Raw genomic sequence first — 21,218 nt, 5'->3', positions numbered from 1 at the left:
GCCATAGCATGCCCGGCGCACTGGCCAGGTAAATGGGCCGGATATTAATGGCCGCCGCCAGCATCAAGCCGGCTACTGCGGCCCAACCCCAGCCGCGCCGCGACAGGGCCGCCAGGCCTAGCAGCAGCAATGCCAGCGCGGGCACATCACTGAGGGTAAAGTTGAAATAGTCGCGCCAGAAAATCAACGTGAGCCCGAGCAGCACCAGCCAGCGGCCGCCGCTCAGGGCGCGGCCCGTGGCTTGCGCCCATAGCTGCGGCACAGCCACGCCGAACAGTATCGCCGCCCAGCCCGCCCCCAACACCCGCGCCCCGGTGAGCATCGACCAGCCCGTGAAGTGGCACAGCAGCCGCGCCGGCAGCACCAGCAGCGGCCCCAGGTAGCCTCGCAGCGGAGTATCAAAAGCCAGAAGCGAAAACCCGCCGCTCTGCGTGAATTTCAGCGACAACTCCCAGTATTCAGCCGCATCGAAGCGGAACTGGTTAACTGTGTAGCCGCTCAGGGGCAGATAAGCGGCGTAGAGTGCCAACACGGCCAGCACCCGCCAGCGGGCAGGCCATGGGGCCGAGAGGAACGAGAAACGAATGGGCATGAGTGCTGCAAAACTAGGTACCGGCCGGAGCATACGCATTGCCCCAGTTTATCAGGCCAAATACGCCACCCAAATCCGGCCGCGAAACCAATCAGATTGTCGCCGTACCTTTTACCCCTGCTCTGCCGTAAGGCTCTTTTTCATCCTCCCCACCCGCATGAATCACCGCCTTCACCTCAAATTTGAACAGCTCGAACGGGCCACTGAGCACCTATTGGCTTCGGCCGAAGCGCTGGGGCCGGACCAGAACACCGCCCCCGCGCCGGGCAAATGGTCGGCGGTGCAGGTAGTGCATCACCTGTTTTTTATTGAGGATAACATCCTCAAATACGTGCAGAAGAAGCTCCAGGCGGAGGAGCTTTTGCCCAAGGTGAGCCTCTTTACCCGGCTACGGGTGCAGTTCGTGCGCCTGTTGCTGCGCCTGCCCGGCCTCAAGTTCAAAGCGCCGCGCGGGGTGGCCACCCTCACCGATACCGGCCAAGTGCCCACCCTGCCCGAAATGCGCAAGTCCTGGGAGGCATCGCGCCGGCAGCTGGAGCGCCTGCTCAACGAGTTTCCGAGCCGGCAGCAGAATCGGGCGGTGTTTCCGCACCCGCGCTCCGGCCGCATCACTATCTATCAGGTAATGGAGCACCTGGTGGACCATTTACTCCACCATCAACAGCAAATGGACCGCATTACCAAGGCGTTGCGGCCCGCCGGCAGAGTACTACCAGTAGAGGCTTAGGGCACCTGAACGAAAAACGAGAGCCCTCCGAATTGACAATTCGGAGGGCTCTCGTTTTTGCTTCTGTATCGGTTCGGTCTACTTCACCGGTGCCTCGTAAAGCGGCAGGGCGCGGAAGGCCGTGCTAAGCTCGGCGGGCGGCGTGGTGAGCTTGCGCTTGTCGAGGTCGAGCCAGGCCCCGTCCACGGCCACGGTAGCGGCTACGCGGCCATCGGCTTTGTAAATGGTGTGGGTGATGCTCCAGCGGGTGCCGTCGTCGTTCACGCTGCGCAGGCGGCTATCCACCCGAATTTCTTCGCCGATGTGGATTTCCTTGAGAAAGGTGGTTTCCTCGCGGAACAGGATGGGCCCCAGGCGCAGGCGGGCAAATTCCTTGATGTCGTAGCCCCATTCGGCCAATAAAACCAGGCGCTGGTCGGCGGCATAGTCAGCGTAAGCGGAGTGGCGCATGTGGCCGTTCGGGTCCATGTCGGCCCAGCGGGTGCGGTAAGTGATGGCGTTAGTCAAGATTTCGTTGTTAATTTTTATACTTCAGTTTTTGATTTTCAGCCGTTGCTGACGAGGCCTTTTGTTGCCAATAAATGACAACCAGCAACTGGCTGCTAACCTTTCGCTCCTTGCGGCATGAGGCGCACCAGATACTGGTCGTTCTCATCCTCGCTGAGGAATTCGGCGGTGTAGCCGGCAGTTTCGGCCGCGTCATTAAGCAGCGCGGCATCTACGAACAGCCAGGGGAAGGGCTCGCCGGTGCGGCCATCGTAGCTGAGGGTGTACTCGACTTCGCCGTAGTACGGGCCGTTGAGGTTGATGAGCAGCGCGCCGTCCTCGTCTTCGTAGAGGTAGCGCACGTCGGAGGACGTGGCCAGAATCTGGCCATCGGGGGCCAGCAGGGTGCGGGCGTGGGCCAGGAATTTGTCGAGGCCATCGAGGGTGCCGGTCAGGCCGAGGCCGTTCATGAGCAGCAGGATGGTATCGTAGGGCAGCTCGGTGGGCGGCAGCGGGGCGAATAAATCGTGGCGGGCCACGGTCCGCACGCCTCGCTCGGTCATCACCTGCACGGAGCCGGCCGATACGTCCACGGCCTTCACGTGCTGGAAGCCCCGGTTTTGCAGTTCCAGGCTGTGGCAGCCGGCCCCGGCCCCGAGGTCGAGCACGCGGCCCCGGCTTTCGTCGAGGGCCAGGCGCTCCAGTTCCGGCATTTGCAGCACGGTACGAAAAAAGTAGGCGGCGGGCAACGGCTCGTCATCGGCGGCGCTGCAATGTACGGTGACGGTAGCGCCGGCTTTGCCGTGGTGGTAGTCGAGCAGGGCCTGGCCCAGCACGTCGGGGGCGGTGGTTGTGGTCATAAGGAAATTAAAAGCGCATGTTGGGCAATGAGTTCGCGCTACGGCCGGGGTTCGGGGCAACTACGCTTCACAACCTAACAACAGTCAAAATTACCCAAAACTTCGCGCCGGGGCCGGGCGTTTGGCTACTACACCCCTGCTCAATCCCGCATTATGCTTCCAGCCAAACTCCGTAAAGGCCAGCTGCCCACCAAAATCTGCGTCACCTGCGGCCGGCCATTCGAGTACCGCAAAAAGTGGCGCGCTAACTGGGATGAGGTAAAATACTGTGGCGAAAAGTGCCAGCGCAACCGTCCCGCCTCCGGTACCACCGGCCCAGCTCCGGCTTAGCTGCGCAGCGCGGCCGTATCTTTTGGGACCGGGGCTGCGTTGAAAAGCTCCGTACACTTACCAATTCGCTGATTTTCCAGCCGCTTTTTTATGGCCTCCAACCTCGACTACCTCAATCCCAACCTCATTCCGCTGGAAGAAAAGGTGCAAGCCTTCCTGGACGCGGAAAAAGCCCTGCGCAAAGCCGCCGAAACCGCTGGCCAGAACACCGCCGCCCTGCAACAAGACCGCACCCGACTGGAGCAGGAAATTATCGCCCTGCTTCCCACCCGCGACGAATGGGTGAAAGTGAACCTCGGCTACGGCCCCAGCCGCGTGGGCGCGTGGCACGTGCCCGCCCTCGGCAGCCAGCCCGAGCGCTACGAAGTGCGCGTGGTGCATTAATAGAAATTGTCATTCCGACGAAGGAGGAATCTGAGTAGGGCCGTTTGAGCGGTTTTACTCAGATTCCTCCTTCGTCGGAATGACAATTTGCAGCGCCCGTGTCTAATGTCCCGAATCCCAGTCGTAGCCCAACTCCGCCCAATAATCTTTGGGGCGGGAATCGGCAAAGGCGATGGTGCCGATGCGCTTGAGGTGCTTGATGCCGTATTTCAGCGGCGTAACCAAACGTAAAGGCGCACCGTGGGCAGAAGTGAGCGGCTCGCCGTTCATTTCGTAGCACAGCAGCGTTTGCGGGTGCAGGGCGCTGGCTATGTCGAGGCCCACATAATATTGCTCGTCGGGCGTGAGCATGCCCACGTAGGGCGCAAGGTCGGCGGGCGGGTTTAGCGGGTCGGCCGGGCGGCCGCTGCGGGTAGCCAGCGGGTAATGGGCCAGGAAGTCAGACAGCCGCGCCCCGGCCCAGTGCACCACCACGCTCCAGCCCTCAATGCACTTGAGCTCAGTGGTCATTTCCACTTTGGGCAGGGCTTTGATGTCGGCCAGCGTAAATTCCTGGGTTTTGCCGGTGCCGTAGCCCTGCACACGCATCCGCCAGGTGGCGGGGTCCACATCGCCATCAAGCCCCACGTCGCCGTTTTCGCGGGGCGTTTTGGCACGGCTGCGGGCGAACTCGGGAGCCAGGCGCGTTTCCTTGAAATAGGCCTGGCTGAGGCGGCTATTAAAATCGAGCACCTTGCGCAACGGCCGCGGAATGCCTTCATCGGCGGGCTGCGAAATCAGCCAGCGCCAGCCCCCAATGCCGGCCAGGCCAGCCAGCCCTAACCCAATAAATGAGCGGCGCGAGCGGCGGCGGGCTTCAGCCAGCACGGCCGCTTCGGATTGCAGCGGAGCACCAGGGCCGTCGAGCGGCGCGGGCGCGGAAGAATGGTCAGTCATACCGAACAGCGGTAATTATTTGGGCGAAAGGGAAGCATCAGCGGCAGGCAGCGCCGTGGGGCCAGCCACCACCTGGTGCGTGACGGGGTCGACTTCCTCAATTTCAAAGCCGGCCACCATGGCGCGGAAATTATTCCAGCCCGCCCGCACTACCTGCGTGATATGCACGATGAAAAACAACACGTAGCCAATGGTGAGCGCGAAGTGGATGATGCGTGCAAACTCATATCCACCCAGCAATTGTGTAAGCCAGCTAAACTGTGTGGGCTTGTAAATGGCCAGCCCCGTGAGCAACGAGCCCAGTCCCATAATGATGACTGAGGTGTAGGCAATCTGCTGCGCGCCATTGAATTTGCGCACCGGCAGCGGCTTTTTGTACAGCCCGAGGTCGTGCAGCGTTACCAGAATAGCTTCTTTAAACGAATACCGGTTAGGGAGAAGGTAGCGCCATTCGCCTGAAAAGATGGTGTAGCTCACGTACAGCAGGCCGTTCAGGAAAAACACCCACATGAGCACGAAATGCCAGCTCATGCCCTGCGCCAGCTTGTGGTCGAGGTGGAAAGCCTCGTAAAACGACTGCGGGAAGAACTTGACCAGTGTGGTCTTGCCCCAGCCCAGACGGTACACGTCATTGGCCCAGTATATCCACATCCCGCTCCAAATCATGAGGCTGAGAACGGGGAAGTTGACCCAGTGAAACCAGCGAATGGCCAGCGGGTGCTTTTCAACAAGCTGCTTCATAAAACCACAAAAGGTGCAACAGAACGAACGCAAGGTACGCCGGGCCTCAACACCCGCTCCTTTCCCAGCCTGACGCGGACAGGGCGGCTTCCTTACACAATGCACCAAAAAAAAGAGGCACCCCAAAGGGATGCCTCTTTCCATACCAAAACACCTTAAAAAACTATTCTTTCACGAGGATGCCAACAAGAATTGCACCAAAAAATTCCCGCATCCGCAGATTTTATTAAAATAGCCTAATTTTCAGCCCCTTGAAATCATAAAAAAGGCCCGGACACAACGCCCGGGCCTTTCTTCAATTGGTATTGAGGGCTTAGCGCATCATGCCGCCGGGACCACCTTTCATGCCACCCATCATTTTGGCCATCTGGGCCATGCCACCCTTTGTCTGGCTCATTTTGTTCATGGTGCGCATCATTTTGCGCATATCCTCAAACTGCTTCATCAGCGCGTTTACCTGCTGAATATCAGTCCCGGAGCCTTTGGCCAGACGTTTTTTGCGCGAGCCGTTGATGAGGTCGGGGTTGGCCCGCTCCTGCTTGGTCATGCTCTTGATGATGGCCTCAACCGGCTTGAAAGCGTCATCGTCGATTTCCACGTCCTTCATGGCCTTGCTCATGCCCGGAATCATGCCCATCAGGTCCTTGATGTTGCCCATCTTCTTGATTTGCTCCAATTGCGAGAGGAAGTCATCGAAGTTGAACTGGTTTTTCCGAATCTTGGCGTTGATGCGCTTGGCTTCGTCCTCATCGAACTGCTGCTGAGCGCGTTCGACCAGCGAAATCACGTCGCCCATGCCCAGGATGCGCTGGGCCATGCGGTCGGGGTAGAACAGGTCCAGCGCGTCCATCTTCTCGCCCGTCGAGATGAACTTGATGGGTTTCTCCACCACGGCCCGGATGCTGAGGGCCGCGCCACCGCGCGAGTCGCCGTCGAGTTTGGTGAGCACCACGCCGTCGAAATTCAGGCGGTCGTTGAAGGTTTTGGCGGTGTTCACGGCGTCCTGGCCGGTCATCGAGTCCACCACGAACAGCGTTTCGCTGGGGTTGATGGCCGCTTTAACGGCTTCAATCTCACGCATCATCTGCTCGTCGACGGCCAGGCGGCCGGCGGTGTCGATGATGACTACTTTCTTGCCGTTTTTACGGGCGTAGTCGATGGCGTTGCGCGAGATTTCGACGGGGTTCTTGTTCTCGACTTCCGAGTACACTTCCACGCCAATCTGCTCGCCGAGCACCTTGAGTTGGTCGATAGCGGCCGGGCGGTAAACGTCGCAGGCCACTAGCAACACGTTGCGGCCCTGCTTCTTCACGTAGCTGGCCAGCTTGCCGGCGAAGGTGGTTTTGCCCGAGCCCTGCAGGCCCGAGAGGAGAATTACGGCCGGGTCGCCCTTGATGGTGATGTCCTTCTTCTCGCCGCCCATGAGCTCGGTGAGCTCATCGTAGACGATTTTGACCATGAGCTGGCCCGGCGATACGGCTGTGAGCACGTCGCGGCCCATGGCAGCCTCCTTAATTTTATCGGTTACATCCTTGGCAACCTTGTAGTTAACGTCAGCATCGACCAGCGCGCGGCGGATTTCCTTGATGGTGGCCGCGACGTTGATTTCAGAGATGCTGCCCTGGCCCTTAAGGGTTTTAATGGCCCGGTCGAGCTTGGTGGAGAGATTATCGAACATTGAATCGCTGATTTAGCGCTGATTGAACTGATTACGCTGATTTGGTGCGGGGCGGCCCCTCGGAATCAGGCTGAAACTGAACCCCAAAAGTAACCATAAAAGGCCGAAAACCGGCAGCGGGCGTACCTTCGCGGCCCGCTTTCTGTTTCCGGTTGCTGTGTCATCATCCCGCCCTCTGCGCCTGCTCGTTATCACCTACTATTGGCCGCCGTCGGGCGGGGCCGGCGTGCAGCGATGCCTCAAGTTTGTGAAGCACCTGGGCCATTTCAACGTGGAGCCCACGGTGATAACCGTGGCCGTGGACCAGGCCACCTACCCCGTGCTGGATGAAAGCCTGCTGGCAGAGGTGCCGCCCAGCGTGCGCGTCATCCGCACCAAAACCTCGGAGCCCTTTGAGAGCTACAAGAAACTGACGGGCCGCGCCGTGCCCTACGGCGGCTTTGCCAACGAAGGCAAGCCGGGCCTGATGCAGAAGGCCTTACGCTTCGTGCGGGGCAACCTGTTCATCCCGGACCCACGCCGGGGCTGGAACCGCCATGCCCTGGCCGCCGTGGAGAAACTGCTGGCCGCCGGCGAGCAGTTTGATGCCGTGCTCACGTCGTCGCCGCCGCACTCTACCCAGCTCATTGGCTTGGAGCTGAAGCGCCGCCACGGCCTGCGCTGGCTGGCCGATATGCGCGACCCCTGGACGGATATTTACTACTACAAAGACCTGCACCACACGCCCCTGGCTTCCTGGCTGGATGCGCGCTACGAGCGTCAGGTGCTGACCGAGGCCGACGCCGTGCTGGTGACCTCGCCCGAAACCAAACGGCTGTTCTCAGCCAAGCTGCCGGAGGTGCCGGCCGCGAAGTTTCACGTATTGCCCAACGGCTACGACGAATCGGATTTCCGCCAGCCCTCGCAGCCGCCCACCGATTGCCTGCGCATCACCCACACCGGCACCATCACCGAGCTCTACCATATCAACCGCCTGCTGGAAGCCGTGGCCGCCTGCGCCGCCGCTCACCCCGATGTGCCGGTGCGGCTGCGTTTCGTGGGGCAGGTTTCGGCCCAGCTGCGCGGGCAGATTGAGCAGGCCGGCCTACTGCAGCTCGCCGAATTCATTCCTTTTGTGCCGCACGATGAGTCGGTGGAATATCTGCTGAGTGCCTCTGTCCTGCTTATGGGTATTCCCGATGTGCCGCGCAATTTCGGCATCCTGCCCGGCAAGGTATTCGAATATCTGGCCGCCAATAAGCCCATTCTCTGCGTAGGCCCGGCCGGCTCCGATGCCGACAACCTGCTCCAGGAATGCGGCGCGGGCCAGGCCCTGCCTTACGAAGACACCACCCTGATGCGCGAAACGCTGGAAGCGCTGGTGGCACAGTGGCGCAGCAATCCAAGCCTCGATTTGCCGGCGGTGAGCCATTCGCGGTACTCGCGCCGGGCGCTGGCGGGGCAGTTGGCAGAACTTGTAGCATCCTATAGGAGCTAGACTTTCAACCACTTACTTTAGCCTCATTTTCCTTTCCATTCGCCTTTCCTTTTTTATGACAACACGTTTCTACCACGTCAAAATTGCGGGACTGACGCTGCTACCGAGTCTGCTGATGCTGTCAGCGGCGGCGCAGCCCATTATTACCTCCGTTTCGCCGATGGCCAATCAGAAGGCGGCGGTTCGTACCACGCCGGTAACCGTTCGTTTCAGCCAGCCGCTTCTGGCGGGTTCGGAGTCAGCCTTACGGGTTTTTAGCAGCCAGCGTGGCGGGTTGCGCACGAATACCAGTGGGACTACTGCTCTCAACAACGACCAGCTGACGTTTGCCCCCGGCTTCGATTTCCGGCCGGGCGAAACTGTGCGCGTGGGCGTAACTACTGCGGCCCGCAGCAGCGCCGGGGCGCTGGCTACGCCGCGTCTTTTCCAATTTACGGCGGCGGCCACCGGCGGCTACGGCACTTTTAGCGGCGGCTCGGACCCGGGCGTGGGTACCAGTCCTTATAATGTGACGGTGGCCGACGTGGACAATGACGGCGACCTGGACCTGCTCTCGCCCACTTTCAGCGGCGCTTCGGTTAGCGTCCGGCTCAACAATGGCAGCGGTAGCTTCAGCGGCGGGTCGAACCCCAGCGTGGGTAGCCAGCCGCGCAGCGTGACAACCGCTGATATTGACGGCGACAGCGACCTGGACCTGCTGACGGCCAATTACAACGCCAATTCCGTGAGCGTGCGCTTCAACAATGGAAGCGGCGTTTTCAGTGGCGGCACCGACTATACGGTAGGCAGCCAGCCCCAAAGTGTGACCACAGCGGACTTGGATGGCGATGGCGACCTCGACTTTCTGGTGGCCAACGGAGCCAGTGACAACGTGATGGTGCGAATGAATGATGGCGCAGGCAACTTCAGTGGCGGCTCAACCATAAGCGTTGGGACGCTTCCCTTCAATATTCAAACCGGCGACGTGGATGGCGACGGCGACTTAGACCTGCTGACCGCCAACTGGGGCACTTCCAGCTCTACGGTCAGTATTCGGTTGAACAACGGCAACGGTACCTTCAGCGGCGGTTCGGACCCCGTATTAGATAGCCGCCCGCGTTGGGTGGCGCTGGGTGACCTCGACGGGGATAACGACTTGGACTTGATGAGCGCCAACTTCGGCAGCAATAACGCCAGCGTACGCTTCAACAACGGCAGCGGCGGCTTTGGAGGCGGCACTGAATATTCAACCGGAGCCGGCCCAACCAGCATCGCGGCCGCCGACCTCGACGGCGATGCCGACCTGGATATGGTCGTGGTTAACTTTAATTCGAACAACGTAACCGTGCGCCTGAACAACGGGGCTGGTGTTTTTGGCACTAGCAGCACTGTATCAGTAGGCACTAACCCCAATGGCGTGGCTGCTGCCGACATTGATAACGACGGCGACCTGGACTTTCTTGCGGCCAACTTTGCCAGCGCCACGATTAGCGTCCGGCTTAATCAGCTTTCGGCGCTACCCGACCTCGTGGTGAGCACCCCGCAGAACGTGAACGGCACTTACGGCAACGTAACCATCACCGGCCCGGCTACGGGCGGCGCGGGCACGGCCACCCTCACCGGCGGCCTCACGGTGGTGGGCACCCTCACGATTCAGGATGGCGGCACGCTGCTGACCAACTGCCAGCCGCTGACGGGCTCGGGCAGCTTTGTGCTGGCGGCCGGCGGCACCCTGGGCATCTGCGATGCAGCTGGGATTGAGGCGACAGGTGCCGTCGGCTCGGTGCAGTTGACGGGCAGTCGCAGCTTCAGCAACGATGCCAGCTATATCTATAACGGTACCGTGGCCCAGGTGACCGGGGCTGCCCTACCCAGCCAGGTTCGCAACCTGACCACGACCAACGCCAACACCGTGACCCTGAATACGGCCGAAACGGTGATGCAGGTGCTCACGGTGGGCGGTACCGGCAATCTCGTGCTAAATGGGAAAAGCCTGACGCTGCCCTCGGGGGCGGCCGGTACGGCATTGGTGGTGAACAGCAGCACGGGCATTGTGCAGGGCAGCACGGCCCTGGTGCAGCGCTACCTCGACCGCAGCGTGAATAATGGCCTGGGCTACCGGCACTACAGCGCCCCGGTGGCAGCCACTACGGTAGCCGATTTGGCAACGCCCGGCTTCGCGCCGGTGCTGAATGCCACCTACAATACCTCGGCCACGCCAGGGTCGATTAAGCCGTTCCCCACGGTATATGGCTACGACCAGAGCCGCCTGGCCACTACCACTAATACCTCCAGCGCCTTCGATAAGGGCTGGTTTTCGCCGGCGGGTACTACCGATGCGCTGACGCCAGGCCGTGGCTATAACGTGAATATCATGGCTTCGGAAACGGTTGATTTCAATGGCACCCTTAACACCGGCGACCTGACCGTGCCGCTGGCCCGCAACACGGGCGCAACGGCCACCGATGCTGGCTGGGCCTTCGTAGGCAATCCCTACCCTGCCCCGCTCGATTGGAGCCTGGTAAACGGTACCGACCGTCCCAACCTCGACGCGGCCATGTACGTGTTCGAGAGCAGCAACCAATACCAGGGAAATTACCGCACCTACGCCAACGGCGTGGGCGGCAGCCCGCTTATTGGCAGCAGCCAGGGCTTTTTCGTGCGAGTGAGCGCGGGGCAGTCGGCAGGCAGCCTCACGTTCCGCAACGCCCAGCGCGTCACCAGTTACACCATGCAGGTACCCGTGCGCCGAGGCACTGCCGATGCCCGTCCACTGGTGCAGCTGGCCTTGCAAGGCAGCACCGGCCCGGCTGATGCGCTGTTTGTGTACGCTGAAGCCGGGGCTACTCCCGGCCTCGATTCCCAATATGATGCCGTGAAATTGCTCAATTCCAGCGGCCTGAACCTCGGTGCGCTGCCCGTCGGCAGCCTGGCCCAGGCCATTGCGGGCCTGTCCCAATTCACCGCTGCCACGGTCATGCCGCTAAGCATTGGCGTGCCCGCTGCGGGCAGCTACACGCTGAGTGCCGAGCAATTGCTCAACCTCCCCACCGGCCTGGATGCTTACTTGGTCGATGCCCAGACCAACCAGCAAATTAATCTACGCCAGCAGGCCAGCTACTCGTTCACGGTGACTGCACAGCAAGCTGCCCAAGCGCTGGTTGGGCGCTTTGAGTTGCGGTTTGGGCCGGCGGCTGGTCCATTGGCCACCAGCGCGGCACTGGCGGCTGCCGATGTAGTGCTTTACCCCAACCCGGCCCACGCTACTTTCTCAGTGCTGGTTCCTAAAATGACCAACGGCCTCCCGGCACAAGCCACCCTGTTCAATAGCCTGGGCCAGCAGGTCCGGAGCAATATTCAACTCGCTGACAGCGGTGCGGCCACAACCGTTGACGTAGCAGACTTGGCCAAAGGCGTGTACACGTTACGTATTCAGTTGGGCACGGCCGCCATCGCCAAGCGGGTAGTAGTGGAGTAATCACACTTAAGTTGACTAAAAAAGGCTTTCCAGATATCTGGAAAGCCTTTTTTGTTTCTTATGATGTTAAATTACTTTCTCTGAAGCCTGGCGGCTAAATCTTCGGCCAGTTGTTCGCTGAAAGCCGCGCTCGCCGCCCTTTGCAGATGGTTGCCGTCGGTGGTGGCGTAGGGCCGGGCGCTGTAATCCAGATATGGTACGGAAAAATCAGCGGCCGTCTGGCGCATCAGTTGCTCGAACCCGGGCTGATAAACCTGCTCTAATTGCAACAATGAACTTCCCACGGGCAGGCGCACCAGCACCACGCGGCCGTGCGGTTTCAGAAAGGCAATGGTTTGGCGCAGGGCCTGTAAGCGCCCGCTCGAGAGGTGCTGGCTGGCCGCTAATAAGCGGTAATCCTGCAATTTGCGGGCGGTGCGGGCGCGCACCTGGGCGCTGTCAGTACCGATATTGACTTCGAGCCACCCATCGGGGTGCAGGCGCTCGGTGGCGGTGGCGTAGTCGAGGGGCAGGCGGTAGAGCGGCTTGGTCTGGTAGCGGGTGAGGTAAGGCAGGTTGGGATTCTGGCTAACTTGGTGGAGCTGGCCGATAAAAGATTGGGTTTCCGGGAAACTCCCCTCCGGGCCGGTGAGCGACAACGACCACGGGTCGACGGCCAGGATGAACAGGCCGTGGCGCACCTCGGGCCGCAGCTTGCGGCGGATGCTGGCTAGGTAGGCCGGGCCGTAGGGCGAGTGCGTGAGCGTGAACGCATAGTTCAGCATCGGCCCCTCGAACTGCCCGCCTAGCTGCGCCGCCAGCACCGCCGGCCGGATGCCCTGCGCCGCCCGCGACGTACCCAAAATCAGCGAGCCGGCCGGCGGGCTCGTGAATCGGCCATAAAAGGCATCGACCCCACCCCGCAGCACCACGGGGGCCAGCAGCATAGCGCCCAGCAAGCCCGCCCCGCCCAGCAGCCCCAGGCGCAGCAGCAACTTTGAAACAGCAGTCCGCACGAGCATTTTCAAAACTGAAAGTAGATGAACGAAGTGCTGTTGAAAATGCCCAAGTAGAGGATGAGCAGCGCGAGCCCCACGTAACCCACCCAGCGTGTGGCAAAGGGCTGCGCGGCCAGCCACACCTGCGGGCTGCGCCGGCTGGCGAAGTATTCTACCAATAGCATCAGGCCCACGCCGAGGGCGGCCACGGCCAGCTCGGGTCGGTAGTGCTGGGAGAAATCGAGCAGCAGCGTGGCGAGCTGCCGGCCGTGCAGATTCTGCCAGCCGCTGAATAAATGCCGGCTGATGAACAGGGCATCACTCAGCGTATTGGCGCGGAAAAATATCCAGGCGTAGGCCACCAGCACGAACGTAATGAACACGCCCAAACCTTGCCGCATGCCCGGCCGCGCCGCTAGCCCAGTGAACTGCGCCAGCCGCTCGCGCCACGGTTTTGCCCAGGTGCTGAGCACCAGATACATGCCATGCAAGCCACCCCAGACCAGAAATGTCCAGTTGGCCCCGTGCCAGAGGCCGCTCACGAGGAACACCACCAGTAGGTTGAAATAAGCCCGGCTTGGTGCTACCCGGCTGCCACCCAGCGGGATATATAGGTAGTCCCGAAACCAGCTTGACAACGACATGTGCCAGCGCCGCCAAAACTCCGGCACCGAAGCCGACTGGTAGGGCTGCCGGAAGTTCAGGTTGAAATCGAAGCCCAACACCCGCGCTGCGCCCCGGGCCATGTCGGTATAGCCCGAAAAGTCGCCGTAAATCTGGAAAGTAAAGGCCAGCGTGGCCAGCACCAGCAGAGGGCCTTCGGGGTGCTGGCGGGGATTGTTGAAAACGGGGTTGACGAGCAGGGCCAGCCGGTCGGCCACCACCACTTTTTTGAACAGGCCCCAGGCCATGAGGCGCAGGCCGCTCACGATGCGGGCATAATCAAATTCATGCTCGCGGCGGAACTGCGGCAGCATATGCCCGCCGCGCTCAATGGGCCCAGCCACCAACTGCGGAAAAAACGCCACGAACAGCGCAAACCGCCCAAAATTCCGCTCTGCTTCCAGCCGGCCCTGGTATACATCAATGATGTAACCCACCGACTGAAACGTGTAGAACGACACGCCCACCGGCAGCAGCAACCCCAGCGCCGGCCCCGTGCCAATGGGCAGGTGAAGTGTAGCAGCGAGCTGTGCAATGCTGTCCCGAAAGAAATTGAAGTACTTGAAAACAAACAGCGTACCCAGGTTGCTGGCCAGGCTAAGATAGAGCCAGGGCCGCCGCTGCGCCTTGGTGGGCAGCTGGCTCATGCGGTAGCCGCTGTAGTAGTCGAGCAGCGTGGTGGCCAGCAGCAGCAGCGCATATACGGCCCGCCAGCTCATGTAGAAGTAGTAGCTGGCCACCAGCAGCAGCGAGTTGCGCCAGCGCGGCGGCAAGCCATAATACAGCCCGACGACTATCGGGAAAAAGACGAGGAAATGAAGGGAATTGAATAGCATTTGCGGCACGGAAGCAGCTCCGCAGGCCAAAGGTCGGGAATGTAGCGTGGACTCTGCGAGTCCGTGTTAGGCCGTTCTCGTTTGCCCGGGCGCGGACTCGCAGAGTCCACGCTACATTCCTGCCGACTACTTTTGCAGTCCTGTTTTGGCTTATCAATTTTCATGGCTCTCGACCTCAACCACAAATCCATCCTCGTTACGGGTGGCACCGGCTCTTTCGGCAAGCAATTCGTCCGCACCGTTTTCGAACAATTTCCGCTGGTGAAGCGCCTCGTGGTGTTCTCGCGCGACGAGCTGAAGCAGTATGAGATGAGCCAGGAATTCAGCCCGGCCAAGTACCCGGCCATTCGCTATTTCATTGGCGATGTGCGCGATGGCGAGCGTCTGCACCGCGCCTGCGAAGGCATCGACATCGTGATTCACGCCGCCGCCCTCAAGCAGGTGCCCGCCGCCGAGTACAACCCGATGGAGTGCATCAAGACCAATATTTTCGGGGCCGAAAACGTGATTAATGCCGCCCTCGACTGCGGTGTGAAGGACGTGGTGGCCCTGAGCACCGACAAAGCCGCCGCCCCCATCAACCTCTACGGCGCCACCAAACTGTGCTCCGATAAACTCTTCGTGGCGGCCAATAACATGAAAGGCAAGCGTGATTTGCGCTTTTCGGTGGTGCGCTACGGCAACGTAATCGGCTCGCGCGGCTCGGTGGTGCCCTTCTTTTTGCAGCAGCGCCACACCGGCGTGCTGCCCATCACCCACCCCGACATGACGCGCTTCAACATCTCGCTGGAGGAAGGCGTGGACCTGGTGCTTTATGCGCTGGAGCACGCCTGGGGCGGCGAGATTTTCGTGCCGAAAATTCCTTCCTACAAAATCACGGAAGTGGCCCGCGCCATCGGCCCGGAGTGTGAGCAGAAAATCGTGGGCATCCGCCCCGGCGAGAAGCTGCACGAGGCCATGATTACCGAAACCGACGCCCTGAGCACCGTCGAGCTGGCTCGCTACTACGTCATTCTGCCCTCCATGCCCACTTGGGACGTGGACAAATTCATCGAGGAGTTTGACGGCAAGCGCGTGCCGCTGGGCTTCCAATACGATTCGTTCAACAACGAGGAATGGCTGACGGCGGAGCAGATTCGGGACGAAATCCGTCTGCACGTCGATGCCGATTTTCAGGTGTAGCAGGTAGCGTCACCGACTTCTTTCAAACAAAAACGGCCACTCCAAAAGGGTGGCCGTTTTTGTGTTCAGATGGTGCCGCTTGCCTAGCGTGAAACTTCCAGCTGTCCTTTGCGCTGCTCGCCGGTCACAACATTTCGCAGCAGGTAAAAATAGACACCATTGGGCTGGCCGGGGGCATTCCAGGTATTATCGTAGCCGCGCTTCTGGTAAACCTGCCGGCCCCAGCGGTTGTATATTTCAAGCTGCCAGTTGCTGGTGCTTAGGTTTTTGATGACGAAACATTCGTTTTCCCGGTCACCGTTGGGCGTGATGATATTGGGCAGCACCATCGGGCAGTTGCCATCACTAATGACGATGGCAGAGCGTTCGGTGCAGCCCGTAGCGTTGGTGGTTTCCAGCTCGTACCGGCCGGGGCTTTGGACTAGCAGGCTGGCCGCCGTGGAGCCATCCTGCCAGAGGCAGGTGCTGCCGCTGGGCTGCGGGCGACGGGGCCGCAGCAGGTAAGGCGTTTCCAGACAAATGGTGGTGTCGTTGCCCAGGAAGGAAGGCGGCGCGGCCAGCCATTCGACGCGGGCGCTAGCCGTGGTGCTACAGCCCAACGCATTGGTTACGCGCACCGTGTAGAGCCCCGGCTGCCGGGCCAGGAATGTGGGCTGGGTTGAGCCATCCTGCCAGGCAAAAACGACCCCGGCCGGCTGTGGCCCCGGATTCAACACCACGGATTGCCCTTGGCAAACCGACCGGAGGGCCGGCCCCAGCGTCACCACCGGGCTGGCCTGCACCTGGACCGTTTGCGTGGCCATGTATTGCTGGCCACTGATGGCCGTGACGCGCAGCGTGACAGTGTAGCTACCACCCTGCTGGTAAATATGCCCCGGAGCCTGGCCGCCGCTGCTGTTGAGGGCACCGGAAGCGGGGTCACCAAAATTCCAATCGTAGGATGCCGCCGTCACAAACGGGCTCAGCGAAGACATGAATTGGATGAGGGTGCCCGCACAGCCGCTGCCGGCGGCAATGCTGCCGGCACTGCCCACCACCACGGGTGGCAGGTTCAGGTCGTTGGCAGAAAGCGGCAGCGTGCCGGTGCCTGCCGAGCGCCCCCGCAGGCTGAAGCTGCCCGCTTGCAACTGGCAGGCTTGGCCTAGGGCGTTGGGCACCGCAATGCAGCTCATTAAGCCGCTGCCGCCGTACGTGAGATAGATTCGGCCATCGGGGCCCAGCTTCATATCGGTTAGGTAGCCCGTGGGGCTGACGCCTGACACGGGCCGAATGGCCGTACGGCTATCGTCGATGGCCTGAGCCGAGCCAGCCAGCACATTGTATTGCAGCAGGTTGACCCCGGCCGAATCGGCGTAGAGCCGTGCGCCATCGGGCGAAAACTCCAGCCCGTCCAGCCGGGGCAGCGTCGTTGTAAAAGTTCCATTGCTGGACGGTGGGTAGCGGTAGCCCTTGAACCGGGTGGGCAGCGCCTGCACATTGCTTACCTGGCCGGTTGCGGCATCGAAGCTACTGATTTCCAACCGGCCCTGTGCCCACGAGAAACCTACTTCATATGCATTCACCAGCAGGGCCAGCCCGCGGCCATCGGGCGAAGCCTTTAGAATGCCATTGATACTGGACCAGCGGTTGGTGGAGCTGACCACGGGCGTAGCCATTACGCCGTTTGCGTTTAGGAGCCAGCTCAGGTAATGCCCTTCTCTCGTAATGCCCACCATCCACAGGTCGCGGCCATTGGCGTGCCGCACGGCCGCCCAGTTGCACCCCAGGCCGCTAGGCACCGAAACGCGCTGTACCAGGCCAAGGGGAATTTGCAGGCTGTCGTGCGCTACAATGCTGCCCAGGCCATTGCGCATGGTCATGTCCACCACCACATAGGGCAAGTAAACCGGCGTGCTGCCGCTCACCGGAAATTCGTTGGCGTAAAACTCGCGCTGACTGGCAAACACGTAGTAGCGCGAGGTGCTACCCGGTGCGGGCACGGCCATCACCTGGCGGCGGTTGTAACCGTAGGGACGCAACACCTGCGAAACGTTACGGCCCGGCATAAGGCGGCCGGTCCGGTCCCAGGCCACGTAGCCATCGGAGGCAAACTGGAAACGCCCGGCCCCGTCCGACATCGAAGCCACGCCCTGTGGAAATTTTACGTGCCCATCGAGCAGCACCGTGGTCTGCAGAGTTGGAGACACGAAGGAAATGGCCGCGCTGTCGCCAAAATGCCAGTTAAAATACTCACGCTGTGCCTGCACGGGTGCCGCTAGCGTCAGCCACAGCCCCACCATAAAGGCCAATTGCCAGGGCTTGCTTAAAAGTCTCTTCATTCCTCCAAAAGTAATTGCAAATGCACTGCTCTACTTGGCTACGACCCTTCCCCCTATCTTTGGGTTGCATGAGCTTTGAACCCACCCGGCCACTCCCCTACGGCCGCCAACACATAACCGAGGCCGACATCGCGGCCGTCACGGCCGCCCTGCACGCCGACTACCTGACGCAAGGCCCCACCGTGGCCGAGTTTGAAAAGCAGTTTGCCGCCTACGTAGGGGCCCGCTATGCCGTGGCCGTGAGCAACGGCACGGCCGCATTGCACCTCTGCGCCCTGGCACTCAACGTGCAGCCCGGCCAGCGCGTCATCACCACGCCGCTCACCTTCTCGGCCTCGGCCAACTGTGTGCGCTACTGCGGCGGCGAAGTCCACTTTGCCGACATCGACCCGGCAACGGGTTTGATTGATTTGGTAAAGGTGCGGGAGTTGCTCGAAACGCATCCGAAAGGCCATTTTACCGGTTTGATTCCGGTTGATTTCGCCGGGCTGGCCGTGAATCTGGAAGAAGCCCGGCTGTTGGCCGATGAGTTTGGCCTCTGGATTATTGAGGACTCCTGCCACGCGCCCGGCGGCTTTTTCATCGACTCGAAAGGCCAGGAGCAGCGCTGCGGCAACGGCAACTTTGCCGACCTGGCCATCTTCAGCTTCCACCCCGTCAAGCATATTGCCACCGGCGAGGGCGGCATGATTACGACCAACTCCGAGGCGCTGTTCCATCACCTGCTGCGCCTGCGCACCCACGGCATCACCCGCGACCCGGCCGACCTGCGGCGCGCGCCCGACGGCGGCTGGTACATGGAAATGCAGGAACTCGGCTACAACTACCGCCTGCCCGATTTCAACTGCGCCCTCGGCCTCAGCCAGCTTGCCCGCGCCAATGAGGGCCTCGCCCGCCGCCGCCAGCTGGCCGCGCAGTATGATGCCGCCTTTGCCCAGGTGCTAGGCCTCACCGTGTTGGCCCCCGGTCGCCCCGGCCACGCCTACCACCTCTACATCATCGAAGTAGCCGACCGCAAAGGCCTCTACGACTTCCTGAAAACCAAGCAGATTTTCACTCAGGTCCACTACATTCCGGTGCACCGGATGCCCTACTACGAAGACCTAGGATGGAAGGCCGGCGACTTCCCACTATCTGAAACCTACTACGCCCACTGCCTCAGCATCCCGCTCTTCCCCACGCTCACGGACGAGGAACAGGCCTACGTGGTGGCGTGCATCAGCGAATTTTTAACGCAGAAGGAAGGATAAGGTGCTTTGCATGACGCGCTTTTGATTCCAGTTCTAAAATAACACCTTCCCCTTGCAGCACACCCAACAAGAAGACTTTTGGTCCGGCGATTTCGGCCGTGAATACACCGACCGCAACTCGCGCCCGCTCGACGAGTGGAACTCCTTTTACCGCGACCTCTACGGCCACACCAAGCTGGAGATGAACGCCGAATTCCTCGGCGACCTGCCCCGGGAGGCCCGGATTCTGGAAGTGGGCTGCAACACCGGGATGCAGCTCGTGGGCCTGCAAGCCGCAGGCTTCACCAACCTGTACGGCATTGAGCTGCAACAGTATGCCGTGGAAAAAGCCCGCGATTTCGTGCGCGGCGTGAATATCCTGCAAGGCAGCGGCTTCGATTTGCCCTTCAAGGATAACTACTTCGACGTGACCTGCACCAACGGCGTGCTCATCCACATCGCGCCCGAGGACCTGCCGCGCATCATGGGCGAAATGGTGCGTACCTCGCGCCGCTACATCATGGGCTACGAGTATTACGCTCCCGAAACCACGCCCATTAAGTACCGCGGCAATGAGGGCTTCCTCTGGAAAACTGACTTCGCCCAGGTATTTCTGGACCACTTCCCGAACCTGCGCTTGGTGAAGCAAAAGCTCTATCCCTACATCAACGATGCGGAGCGCGGCAACCAAGACGTGGTGTATCTGCTCGAAAAAATTTCCGAATAATGCAGCGCGCCGGCATCATCTCGCAGGTGCGGATGGGCAGCACCCGGCTGCCGAGCAAGGTGCTACTCCCCGCCGGCGGCCGCCCGCTGCTGGACTACCACGTAGCCCGCGCCCTGCAAAGCGGCCTGCCCATCTACCTGGCCACCACCACCGAGCCGGCCGACGACGTGCTGGCCGCCTACGCCGAAACGAATGGCATCCCCTACCACCGGGGCAGCGAGGCCGACGTGCTGGCCCGCTACTACGAGACGGCCCGGAAATTTGGCCTCGATGTAATCGTGCGCGTCACTTCCGACTGCCCGCTGGTGGATGGCCCGCTGATTGGGGCCGCCGTAGAACGTTATCTGGAGGAAGGCAACCCGCTGGTGTACCGCTCCAATTCCATTGTCCGCACCTTCCCGCGCGGACTGGATTTCGAGATTTTCTCGATGAAAATGCTGGCGGAGGCTTATGCCAACGCCACGCTGCCCTACGAGCGGGAGCACGTCACGCCCTACCTGAAAGCCGACCCGGCCACCGCCGGCCGCGTCATTTACCGCGACGAGGTGTGGCCCGGCGGCGACTTCAGCCGCTTCCGCATCACGCTGGATACGGCCGAAGACTACGCTGTGCTCAAGGCGCTCATCGAACAGCACCACGCCGACCAATTGAACGTGGCCGACCTGCTGGCCCTGCTTGAAGCCCACCCCGAAATAATGGCCCTGAACGCGCACATCGAGCAAAAAACCACATGACCCTGCCCGATACCCTGCGCCAGAACGAGTTCGGCTTCTACGAAATTAAGCACAAGCCTACCCCAGAGGAGCTGCGCGACTACTACGCCAAACGCTACTATCAGGAAAACCTGACCACCTACCAGCCCGAGTACCCGGCCGAGGAGTTGGAGCACATCGAAGGCAAGCTGCGCCTGCGCCACTGGGTGCTGGAGCAGCTACGCGAGGCAAAGGGTACGGGCTCGTTTCTTGACATCGGCAGCGGCGAGGGCTGGGCGCTGGACTACTTCCAACGGCAGGGCTGGGACGTGCTGGGGCTGGATTTCAGCAGCTTCAGTTTGGAGAAGTTTCACCCGGCGCTACGGGAAAAGCTGCGCACCGGCGACCTGTATGAGGAAGTGCAAAAGCTAGTGGCAGCGGGTCAGCAATTCGATGTGCTCTGGCTCGATAACGTGCTGGAACATGTGCTCGAACCGGCGGACTTGCTGCACCTTTGCCGGCAGCTAATCAAGCCCGGAGGTGTCCTGGTGGTTGATGTGCCCAATGATTTCTCGGCTCTGCAACAGCACCTATTCGACACTGGCCAAATTGACCGGACCTTCTGGGTTGTGTTGCCCGACCACCTATCCTACTTCACCCAGCCTGGTCTGCGCAATCTTGCTGAAGCAACCAACTGGCGCGTCGCTAAAATCATTGGCGACCAACCAATTGACCTCAACTTGTTAAACCCAGCCACTAACTACGTAATGGACCGCACGGCCGGGAAAGGCGCTCACCGCGCCCGCTTGGCCCAGGACAACTTCCTGCTGCGCACTGCCCCTCTACCGGCTGTGGCGGCCTATTACGAAGCCCTGGCCGGCGTTGGGCTGGGCCGCAGTATTGTTGCATTTTTGCAGCCGGCCTAA

At 60.9% G+C, this 21,218-nt stretch carries 19 protein-coding genes; 10 read left to right on the top strand and 9 right to left on the bottom strand.

Annotated elements, in window-relative coordinates:
* The coding region (locus tag AAFH49_RS15645; protein ID WP_342299642.1) for a hypothetical protein at positions 1–592 on the bottom strand (592 nt) is incomplete at its 3' end.
* A 157-nt stretch (positions 593–749) separates the two neighbouring features.
* Here AAFH49_RS15645 and AAFH49_RS15640 point away from each other — a divergent pair.
* Complete coding sequence (locus AAFH49_RS15640) at positions 750–1,319, top strand: DinB family protein (protein ID WP_342299641.1); 570 nt, start codon at positions 750–752, stop codon at positions 1,317–1,319.
* Positions 1,320–1,397: 78 nt separating this feature from the next.
* Here the strand turns inward: AAFH49_RS15640 and AAFH49_RS15635 are convergent, their stop codons facing one another.
* Both AAFH49_RS15635 and AAFH49_RS15630 read right to left on the bottom strand, forming a co-directional pair.
* Positions 1,398–1,826: an acyl-CoA thioesterase gene (locus AAFH49_RS15635; protein ID WP_342299640.1), complete on the bottom strand. Its 429-nt coding sequence runs from the start codon at positions 1,824–1,826 to the stop codon at positions 1,398–1,400.
* 95 nt (positions 1,827–1,921) lie between these two features.
* Positions 1,922–2,665, bottom strand: coding sequence for a class I SAM-dependent methyltransferase (locus tag AAFH49_RS15630; protein ID WP_342299638.1), 744 nt, complete (start codon positions 2,663–2,665; stop codon positions 1,922–1,924).
* A 153-nt stretch (positions 2,666–2,818) separates the two neighbouring features.
* Between AAFH49_RS15630 and AAFH49_RS15625 the strand changes: the two genes are divergently transcribed.
* Together AAFH49_RS15625 and AAFH49_RS15620 are read left to right on the top strand one after the other, a co-directional pair.
* Positions 2,819–2,995 carry a DUF2256 domain-containing protein gene (locus tag AAFH49_RS15625; RefSeq protein WP_342299637.1) on the top strand — a complete coding sequence of 59 codons (177 nt, stop codon included), beginning with the start codon at positions 2,819–2,821 and terminating at the stop codon, positions 2,993–2,995.
* A gap of 90 nt (positions 2,996–3,085) precedes the next feature.
* On the top strand, positions 3,086–3,379 hold the full coding sequence (locus AAFH49_RS15620) for a hypothetical protein (protein WP_342299635.1): 294 nt from the start codon (positions 3,086–3,088) through the stop codon (positions 3,377–3,379).
* Positions 3,380–3,481: 102 nt separating this feature from the next.
* Here the strand turns inward: AAFH49_RS15620 and AAFH49_RS15615 are convergent, their stop codons facing one another.
* From AAFH49_RS15615 to ffh, 3 genes are all read right to left on the bottom strand, one after another.
* Positions 3,482–4,315 carry a molybdopterin-dependent oxidoreductase gene (locus AAFH49_RS15615; protein WP_342299633.1) on the bottom strand — a complete coding sequence of 278 codons (834 nt, stop codon included), beginning with the start codon at positions 4,313–4,315 and terminating at the stop codon, positions 3,482–3,484.
* A 15-nt stretch (positions 4,316–4,330) separates the two neighbouring features.
* Positions 4,331–5,056, bottom strand: a complete 726-nt coding sequence (locus tag AAFH49_RS15610) for a cytochrome b/b6 domain-containing protein (protein WP_342299632.1) — start codon at positions 5,054–5,056, stop codon at positions 4,331–4,333.
* A gap of 313 nt (positions 5,057–5,369) precedes the next feature.
* Complete coding sequence (gene ffh / locus AAFH49_RS15605; RefSeq protein ID WP_342299630.1) at positions 5,370–6,734, bottom strand: signal recognition particle protein; 1,365 nt, start codon at positions 6,732–6,734, stop codon at positions 5,370–5,372.
* Positions 6,735–6,891: 157 nt separating this feature from the next.
* Here ffh and AAFH49_RS15600 point away from each other — a divergent pair, with 157 nt between their 5' ends.
* Together AAFH49_RS15600 and AAFH49_RS15595 are read left to right on the top strand one after the other, a co-directional pair.
* Positions 6,892–8,211: a glycosyltransferase family 4 protein gene (locus AAFH49_RS15600; protein ID WP_342299629.1), complete on the top strand. Its 1,320-nt coding sequence runs from the start codon at positions 6,892–6,894 to the stop codon at positions 8,209–8,211.
* Between the two features lie 55 nt (positions 8,212–8,266).
* The gene (locus tag AAFH49_RS15595) at positions 8,267–11,668 is read left to right on the top strand and encodes a T9SS type A sorting domain-containing protein (protein WP_342299626.1); all 3,402 of its coding nucleotides are present in this window, start codon (positions 8,267–8,269) and stop codon (positions 11,666–11,668) included.
* 71 nt (positions 11,669–11,739) lie between these two features.
* On the opposite strand, the gene AAFH49_RS15590 is transcribed toward AAFH49_RS15595, so the two are convergent.
* Positions 11,740–12,663 (bottom strand): SGNH/GDSL hydrolase family protein, encoded by a 924-nt coding sequence (locus AAFH49_RS15590; protein WP_342299624.1) that lies wholly within the window; start codon positions 12,661–12,663, stop codon positions 11,740–11,742.
* An 8-nt stretch (positions 12,664–12,671) separates the two neighbouring features.
* Positions 12,672–14,144, bottom strand: coding sequence for an MBOAT family O-acyltransferase (locus AAFH49_RS15585; RefSeq protein WP_342299622.1), 1,473 nt, complete (start codon positions 14,142–14,144; stop codon positions 12,672–12,674).
* 162 nt (positions 14,145–14,306) lie between these two features.
* On the opposite strand from AAFH49_RS15585, the gene pseB reads away from it, so the two are divergent.
* Positions 14,307–15,326 carry a UDP-N-acetylglucosamine 4,6-dehydratase (inverting) gene (gene pseB / locus AAFH49_RS15580; RefSeq protein ID WP_342299620.1) on the top strand — a complete coding sequence of 340 codons (1,020 nt, stop codon included), beginning with the start codon at positions 14,307–14,309 and terminating at the stop codon, positions 15,324–15,326.
* Between the two features lie 83 nt (positions 15,327–15,409).
* Here pseB and AAFH49_RS15575 read toward each other — a convergent pair whose 3' ends face one another.
* The gene (locus AAFH49_RS15575) at positions 15,410–17,644 is read right to left on the bottom strand and encodes a T9SS type B sorting domain-containing protein (protein WP_342299618.1); all 2,235 of its coding nucleotides are present in this window, start codon (positions 17,642–17,644) and stop codon (positions 15,410–15,412) included.
* A gap of 68 nt (positions 17,645–17,712) precedes the next feature.
* Here AAFH49_RS15575 and pseC point away from each other — a divergent pair, with 68 nt between their 5' ends.
* Genes pseC through AAFH49_RS15555 form a run of 4 tightly spaced genes read left to right on the top strand, consistent with a single transcriptional unit; the run spans position 17,713 to position 21,218 of the window.
* Positions 17,713–18,894 carry a UDP-4-amino-4,6-dideoxy-N-acetyl-beta-L-altrosamine transaminase gene (gene pseC / locus AAFH49_RS15570; protein WP_342299616.1) on the top strand — a complete coding sequence of 394 codons (1,182 nt, stop codon included), beginning with the start codon at positions 17,713–17,715 and terminating at the stop codon, positions 18,892–18,894.
* A gap of 52 nt (positions 18,895–18,946) precedes the next feature.
* Entirely contained in the window at positions 18,947–19,600 is a 654-nt protein-coding gene (locus AAFH49_RS15565; protein ID WP_342299614.1) for a pseudaminic acid biosynthesis-associated methylase, read from the top strand.
* A complete protein-coding gene (locus tag AAFH49_RS15560; protein ID WP_342299612.1) occupies positions 19,600–20,334 on the top strand; it encodes a cytidylyltransferase domain-containing protein in 735 nt (244 codons plus the stop codon). The genes AAFH49_RS15565 and AAFH49_RS15560 overlap by 1 nt, the downstream gene beginning before the upstream one ends.
* On the top strand, positions 20,331–21,218 hold the full coding sequence (locus AAFH49_RS15555; RefSeq protein WP_342299610.1) for a class I SAM-dependent methyltransferase: 888 nt from the start codon (positions 20,331–20,333) through the stop codon (positions 21,216–21,218). The genes AAFH49_RS15560 and AAFH49_RS15555 overlap by 4 nt, the downstream gene beginning before the upstream one ends.

Origin of the sequence: Hymenobacter segetis, assembly GCF_038448715.1 — a bacterium.
GTDB lineage: Bacteria > Bacteroidota > Bacteroidia > Cytophagales > Hymenobacteraceae > Hymenobacter > Hymenobacter segetis.
Note: the sequence above shows the minus strand (reverse complement) of the source record. Positions and strands in the feature narration are given on the sequence as shown.